Annotated in this window: 1 protein-coding gene; it reads left to right on the top strand. The window is 46.7% G+C overall.

Annotated elements, in window-relative coordinates; all coding sequences use genetic code 11:
• Positions 1 to 246 (top strand): hypothetical protein (locus tag JMJ55_RS31465; RefSeq protein WP_236034282.1); only part of this gene is annotated, 246 nt, incomplete at both ends.

Raw genomic sequence — 246 nt, 5'->3', positions numbered from 1 at the left:
AAAGCTCAAAAAACAAGAACAAACATTCCCCTCTTCTCTCTCCGAGCAGTTCAAGCAGAATGATTGGAAGGCTTTGGGCGAATCTCTGACTCTGCAACCTAATGCCATCAAAGAAAGTGGTCTGTCCGGTACGCTCTGTATGCAAATGGATATTCAGAACCGCACGCTCCATGCTAGTTCCAATGTCTACCTCAATACTCCTGGAGGACTAATCCAAGGATTAGGGAAACGAGGGCAAGCAGGATG

It is taken from the genome of Belnapia mucosa (assembly GCF_016775475.1).
In the GTDB taxonomy this organism is placed as follows: Bacteria; Pseudomonadota; Alphaproteobacteria; order Acetobacterales; family Acetobacteraceae; genus Belnapia; species Belnapia mucosa.
The sequence above is the reverse complement of the archived record's forward strand: the minus strand, read 5'-3'. Positions and strand labels throughout refer to the sequence as shown.